Origin of the sequence: Sphingomonas paucimobilis NBRC 13935, from assembly GCF_000739895.2 — a bacterium.
Classification (GTDB): domain Bacteria; phylum Pseudomonadota; class Alphaproteobacteria; order Sphingomonadales; family Sphingomonadaceae; genus Sphingomonas; species Sphingomonas paucimobilis.
Genome location: NZ_BBJS01000047.1, coordinates 25,175 through 32,205 on the forward strand (window position 1 = coordinate 25,175; position 7,031 = coordinate 32,205).

Annotated in this window: 4 protein-coding genes; 2 read left to right on the forward strand and 2 right to left on the reverse strand. The window is 64.7% G+C overall.

The genetic code is table 11. The annotated features are described in order from the left end of the window. The first annotated feature begins 153 nt into the window (after nt 1-153). Nucleotides 154-3,183, forward strand: coding sequence for a TonB-dependent receptor domain-containing protein (locus SP6_RS14990; protein ID WP_007405186.1), 3,030 nt, complete (start codon nt 154-156; stop codon nt 3,181-3,183). Nucleotides 3,184-3,234: 51 nt separating this feature from the next. Here SP6_RS14990 and astD read toward each other — a convergent pair whose 3' ends face one another. Together astD and SP6_RS15000 are read right to left on the reverse strand one after the other, a co-directional pair. Beyond that, complete coding sequence (astD, locus tag SP6_RS14995) at nt 3,235-4,644, reverse strand: succinylglutamate-semialdehyde dehydrogenase (protein WP_007405088.1); 1,410 nt, start codon at nt 4,642-4,644, stop codon at nt 3,235-3,237. Nucleotides 4,645-4,654: 10 nt separating this feature from the next. Next, a complete protein-coding gene (locus SP6_RS15000; RefSeq protein ID WP_007405052.1) occupies nt 4,655-6,031 on the reverse strand; it encodes a protein adenylyltransferase SelO family protein in 1,377 nt (458 codons plus the stop codon). 37 nt (nt 6,032-6,068) lie between these two features. On the opposite strand from SP6_RS15000, the gene SP6_RS15005 reads away from it, so the two are divergent. After that, complete coding sequence (locus SP6_RS15005; RefSeq protein ID WP_007405071.1) at nt 6,069-6,929, forward strand: alpha/beta fold hydrolase; 861 nt, start codon at nt 6,069-6,071, stop codon at nt 6,927-6,929. Nucleotides 6,930-7,031 lie beyond the last annotated feature (102 nt).

A 7,031-nucleotide genomic window follows, 5' to 3' on the forward strand; every position in this document is an offset into this window, starting at 1 on the left:
CCGCGACAACCGAGCGATGCTTGGGGCGGGGGTAGATCAGCTTGGGCATCCCAAGCCGACATCGCCACAGATACCGTATATAATATTTGCATTATAATCGAAGTTATGATGTGTTGCGTTCAGCGAACATAAGAGTCGGGGGGCTTATAAAAAATGAAATTTGATTTCGCTAAATATGGTGTCGGCGTTTCGGTTATGGCGCTGGCCTGCGCCAGCATGGCTTCGGCGCAAACCGTGCCTCAAGGCGCGGCGGATGACGCGACCCAGGAAGCGGCCGGCACCGTGACGGGGGTCGTCGCCTCCACCGACAAGATCGATGCCAAGGAGGAAAAGAGCGATCCGGGCGACGTCATCGTAACGGGCACGCGCATCGTGCGGCCCAACATGACCAGCAACGCCCCGATCACCACCATCGATTCGACCTTCCTGAAGGAGCGGGGGCTCGCACGGATCGAGGATGCGCTGGCGCAATTGCCGCAGGTCACGCCGATGCTGGGGTTGCAGGGGGCCAGTTGGACCTCAGGTGCGGCGCCCGTCGGCCTGCGCAGCTTGGGGGAAGGACGCACGTTGACGCTGCTCAACGGGCAGCGGATGGACAATGACGTCAACATCATTCCCGGTGCGCTGATCGAACGCATCGACATCATGACCGGCGGCGCGTCGGCCGTGTACGGCTCGGATGCGATCGCCGGCGTCGTCAACTTCATCCTGAAGCGCAAGTTCAACGGCATCGCCTTTGATGGTGAAGTCAGCGGCTTCAACCATAACAACAACGATCCCCTGCTGGCACGGATCGCGCAGGAAGCGGGCTATACCTATCCGCGTGGGACTTATCTGGGCGGCGGCAATTATTTCGCGTCGCTGGCGGCGGGCAAGAACCTGCTCGATGACAAGGTCAATATCAGCGCCTTTGCGACGTATAAGAAGGCGGACCCGATCCAGTTCCGGAACCTGGATACGACCAACTGCCCGCTGCTGATGTATGATCAGTTCAACTTCGATGCCGGTAATACGAAGTGGACCTGTTACGGCACGACCTATAATCCCTATAATTATTTTCGTGTCGGCGATCAGGATCTGACCAATGCGCGTGACGGCTCGCGCAGTTTCCGCCCCTACTCGACGACCGATGAGGTTCGCGTCCAGCGCGTCGATACGGTGCAGCGGCGCAGCGAGACGGTCAATGCGGGCGGCTTCCTGACCGCCGACCTGCCGGCGGGCATGCGCCTGAGCGGCAGTTTCCTCTACAGCAAGATCATTGATCGCGGGTTGAACTCGGTCGATGGCGGCATGTGGACGCCCGAAGCGCCGGTCAATTGCGACAATCCCTTTCTGGGCCAACAACAGGCCCAGGTCATTTGTGGCGAGGCCGCGGGTTCGACGGACTTGAGCGCGCCGATCTCGCTGTCGCTCTTCCGTCCCGGCATGATCCAGAATTACCGGAACACCACGGATGACTGGCGCGGTGCGCTCAATCTGGCGGGCATGATCGTCGACAAGATCCGGTTCGAGTTGAGCTATCAGCAGACCCGCAACATCCAGCATGGTTCGGGCGACCACCAATGGCTGCCGGATCAGTCCGATCGCCTGGCGCTTGGCCTGCAAGTGCGCAATGTCGGCGGAGTTCCGACCTGCCTGTCGAAGATCGATGGCAGCGATCCCACCTGTCTGCCCGTCGATGCCTTCTCGTCCAACTCACCGGTCAGCGACGCGGTCTATGCCTGGCTGAGCGGCGTGGGCACGCGTCGTCAGCAGAACGATCTTCAGGTCATCAATGGCGTCGTGTCGGGTACGCTGGAGGATTATGGGTTGAAGAGCCCATGGGCCACCAATGGCATCGGCTTTGCGATTACCGGCGAGTATCGCAAATATCGCAACCAGTCGGCGGGCTATGGTGCCTGGTCCACTTTCACCACCTTTGACGGGCAGACCAGCGTCAAGGAACTGGGCGGCGAGATCGATATCCCGCTGATCGAGGATCGGCCCTTCTTCAAGGAACTCAGCGTCAATGGCGGCTATCGGATTTCCGATTACAACGTCTACAACAACCTGATTCACAGTTGGAAGGCCGAAGCGAGTTGGGCGCCGATTGATGGCCTCCGTTTCCGGGGCAGCTTGAACCAGGCCGTTCGCGTCGGTGTTCTTCAGCGGTTGGAAGGCGAGAATCGCTATCCCAACACGCCGATGCTCGACCTGTGTGCGCCGCCGCGTGCCTCCGCCGACGGCAAGACCATCCAGCGTTACAGCTTCGATCAATGCTCGATTGGCATGACCCGCGCGCAATATGACGCGCTGACCAGCTATGCGGGCTGCGATTCCCGGGGCTTCTGCCCGACCACCCTGGTCAATGGCGGCAACTCCGAACTTCAGCCCGAACGCTCGCGCAGCAAGACGCTGGGTGTCGTGTTCCAGCCGCGCTTCATTCCCGGCCTGTCCGCGACGGTCGACTGGTATGATATCGACATTCGCGGCGCGTTCGAATGGACGCGCATCGATATGGCCTTCGACCAATGTTACAACAACAAGGTCGAGTTCTTCTGCCAGTTCTACAAGCGGGACCCGCAGACCGGACGCCTGCTGGTCGCCGATGCGCGGTACAACAACTCCGGCTATACCGCGACACGTGGTATCGATTTCGGCGCAAACTACGCGCTGGACCCGAAGCGCCTGGGCATCGATGAAGACATCGGCACCTTCGGCTTGAACTTCAACGGTACTCTGACGACCAAATATGAGCGCCAGTTCGCGCCGGGCAATACGCCGTGGTCATGCGTCGGCTATTTCGGCTTTACGTGTCGCGATCCGATGCCGCGCTGGCGGCATGTGGCGGGCTTCAACTGGCAACTGCCCTGGGTCAAGGGCGGCTTCGGGGTGACGTGGCGCTATACCGGGCCCACCACCAACTCGAAGTTGTCGACCAATCCGGTCCTCGCGGCCAAGCCGGGCGAAACCTATCCGCTGCTGCAGCGCATCCCAGGCTACAGCTATTTCGACTTCGCGGCGAACGTCACCCTGGTGAAGGGCGTCGATGTCCGGTTCAATGTCCAGAACCTCTTCGACAAGGACCCGCCGCTGGTCGGCGACGCCGCGACGGCCTGGAGCGGGGCCTATTTCAACACCTTCCCGACCTATTACGCCGTTCGGGGCCGCACCCTGCGGGTCGGGGTGTCGGCGCGGTTCTAATGGGAAAAGGCGGTCCGGGGGAAACCTCCGGACCGCCTGACCGCCTGACCGTCAGGCGCGAAGGCCGACCGGGATGCTGGCGGCGGCGCTGTCCGCTTCGGCGCTGGCCACCGGATAGGCGCAGTAATCGGCGGCGTAATAGGCGCTGGGGCGGTGATTGCCCGACCAGCCGATGCCCCCGAACGGCGCGCTCGATGCGGCGCCGTTGGTCGGACGGTTCCAGTTGACGATGCCGGCGCGGATGCCGATCCAGAATTGCTCATAGCGCTCGCGTGATGGGCTGATCAGCGACGCGGACAGTCCGTAACGGGTGGCATTGGCCTGCGTGACCGCATCGGTGAAATCGGCCGCGCGCGACACTTGCAGGACGGGGCCGAACAGTTCGTCATCGGGACGATCGGTCACGCCGCTCACATCGAGGATGGCGGGCGTCAGGAGCGGACGATCGGTTACAATTCGCTCCAGCGGGCGAATGACCTTTGCGCCGCCTGCGATCAGGTCGCTCACACGCTCCAGCAGATGAGCGGCGGCCTCATTGTCGATCACCGGCCCCATGAAGGGCTGGGGCTCGTCGAAGGGCGCGCCGACGATCAGCCGGTCGACCAGCGCGGTCAACGCCTTCATCAGCGGATCGTACAGCCGATCCTCGACGATCAGCCGCCGCCCCGCCGTGCAGCGCTGCCCGGCGGTGGTATAGGCCGACTGGACGATCAGCGCGGCGGCGGCGTCCAGATCGGGATCGTCCCAGACGATAATCGGGTTGTTGCCGCCCATCTCCAGCGCCAGGATCTTTTCGGGCCGCTCGGCGAACTGGCGGTTGAGCGCGATGCCGGTCCGCGCCGATCCGGTGAAGAGCAGCCCGTCGATATCGTCATGCCCCGCCAGTGCACGTCCCTGGTCCGGCCCGCCGATCAGCAGCCGCACCGCGCCCTCGGGTACGCCGGCGGCATGATAGCAGTCGACCAGAAAGGCGGCGGTCGCGGGCGTCTTTTCGGACGGCTTGAACACGACCGCATTCCCGGCGAGCAGCGCGGGCACGATATGCCCGTTGGGCAGATGCGCCGGGAAATTATAGGGCCCCAGCACCGCCAATACGCCATGCGGACGATGACGCAGCGCCATGCACCCACCGCCCGGCTGGTCGGTCACCCGCTCGCCAGCACGTTCGGCTTGCGCGGTGATCGAGATGGCAACCTTGGCCACCACCGTGTCGACCTCGGTCTTCGCTTCCCAGAGCGGCTTGCCGGTTTCGCGGGCGATCAGCGTGGCGAAAGCCTCGGCGCGCTCGCGGACGATACCGGCAAAACGCTGGAGCGTGGCGATCCGCTCGGCGAGCGGGGTCATGGCCCAGCCGATCGAGGCGGCGCGGGCGATCGCCACTTCGCGGGCGGCGTCACCGATCGGCAGTTCGGTGATCAGGGCGCCGGTGGCGGGCTCATGGGTCGACAGAAACTCGGTCATGGCGGAGAGGCTAGGCCTCCGGAACGGGGTCGGCAAGCGCCGCGCCCATCGCCCGCACCCGCTCGACCTTGTCGTACAGCATCGTCCAGTCGTCGCGCTCGGCGATCGGCGCCCAGATCGCCTCGACCTCGTCGATCAGCATCGATTCCGGCTCCCCCTGCCAATAGGCGTGATCGCGCGCGCGGCGCGGCGCATAGGGCTCGATCAGGTCGCGCAAGCCGTTCCAATTCTCGTCATAGCCATGCGGCACCTGGCCGCCGAACAGGTCGAAATAGACTCGGTCAATCGACGCCTGGCTGGTGCGCAGCGCGCGTTCGAAAGTCTGAACCAGCGCGCGGTCCTCGGTCGCCTCGCGAGGAGTGACGCCCAGCCGCCACAGGATCGCCTCGACGATCGCGGCCTGATAGGTGCTGGCGAACAGGCCCAGCGCCTCGATCAACGGATCGCTCTCCGCGATCAGCCGCAGGCTGGAGGCGAGTTGCATCACGTCCCATTGGATCGCCTCGGGCTGGCGGGCGAGGGCGTACAGGCCCGACTGGTCGAAATAGGCGGCGGTGAATTCCGGATCCCAGGTCGGCGCGAACCGCCAGGGGCCATAGTCGAAGCTCTCGCCGGTGACGTTGATATTGTCCGAATTGAGCACGCCGTGGACGAAGCCGGCGGCCATATAGCGTGCCGCCAGCGTCGCGGTCCGTTGCGCCACCAGGGTCAGCAGCCGGACGGGATCATCCGATTCCTCGCCGTAGAAATGCTTCAGGACATAAGCGACCAGCCGCTTCATCCCCGCCTCGTCGCGTTCGAAGGCGAGCCGCTGGAAACTGCCGATGCGGATATGCCCGTGGCTCATCCGCACCATCACGGCGGAGCGGGTGGGGGAGGGTTCGTCGCCCCGGTGCAGCGCCTCGCCGGTCTCGATGATCGACAAGGTACGCGAGGTCGGGACGTTCAGCGCCTCCAGCATCTCGGTGGCCAGGATTTCGCGAACGCCGCCTTTCAGGGTCAGGCGGCCATCGCCGAACCGGCTGTAGGGCGTCTGACCCGACCCCTTGGTTCCCAGTTCGAGCATCCGGCCATCGGTCGCCGTCATCTGCGCGAAGGTGAAGCCGCGCCCGTCGCCCAGGTCACTATTATACTGGCGGAACTGGTGCCCATGATAGCGCATGGCGAACGGCCCGGGCAGCGTGCCGGGCAAGGGCTGGAACCGGCCGAGATGGGCGACCCATTCGTCGTCGCTCAGCGTCTCCAGGCCGATTTCGGCGGCGGCGCGGTCGTTGCGGAAGCGGAGGATGGTCTGCGGAAAATCCGCCGCCTGCACCGGATCGGCGAGGAAGTCGGCCACGTCGGTCAGAGCGGACGAGGGGCGATAGGCTTGCGGGGATAGGGGCATACCGCGATATGGAGGCGGCACCGGAGGACCTTCAAGCATGATCCCTCATGAGAATCGTTATTGGTGGTCGAAAGACGGGTTGCGGCTGCATGCGCGCGACTATCCCGGCTCGGATGCACTGCCACCGGTCATCTGCCTGCCCGGCCTGACCCGCAACGCTCGCGATTTCGAAGGACTGGCCGAGGCGCTCGACGGCCGCGCGCGGGTGATCGCGGTCAGTTTCCGGGGGCGCGGCGAGAGCGCCTATGCCAAGGATCCGATGACCTATGTGCCCCTGACCTATGTGCAGGATGTCGAGGCGATGCTCGACGAACTGGGCATCGGGCGGTTCGTCGCGGTCGGCACCTCGCTGGGCGGGATCGTGACGATGGTGCTGGCGGCGACGGCGCGTGGACGGCTGGCCGGCGCGGTGCTCAACGATATCGGGCCGGAGATCGAGCCCGCCGGCCTTGCCCGCATCCGCGGCTATGTCGGTAAGGGACAGAGCTTTCCCACCTGGCTCCACGCCGCGCGCTGCGTCCAGGAGAATAACGAGGACGTCTACCCCGACTGGGGCGTGGAGGACTGGCTGGCCATGGCCAAGCGCACCCATAGGCTGACCAGTGCCGGCCGGATCGTGCTCGATTACGACCTCAAGATCGCCGAGCCGTTCCGCGTGCCGGGCAGCGAGGCGGGGCCGGATATGTGGGCGGCGCTCGATGCGCTGAACGGCGTGCCCACCCTGGTTGTGCGCGGCGAGCGCTCGGACATATTGAGCGCCGGCGTCGCCGAGCGGATGGTCGAGGTGCTGTCCCCGTCCGAGCTGGTGACGGTGCCGCGTGTCGGCCACACGCCCTTGCTGACCGAGCCGGAGGCGCTGGCCGGGATCGGCCGTTTGCTCGACCGCGTGACGGGATAGGGCATCCCATTCCTCCCCTGCAAGGGGAGGGGGACCAGCGAAGCTGGTGGAGGGGTGTCACGGGTTGCGAGCGATTCCCACCCTCGCCAAGTGCGACACCCC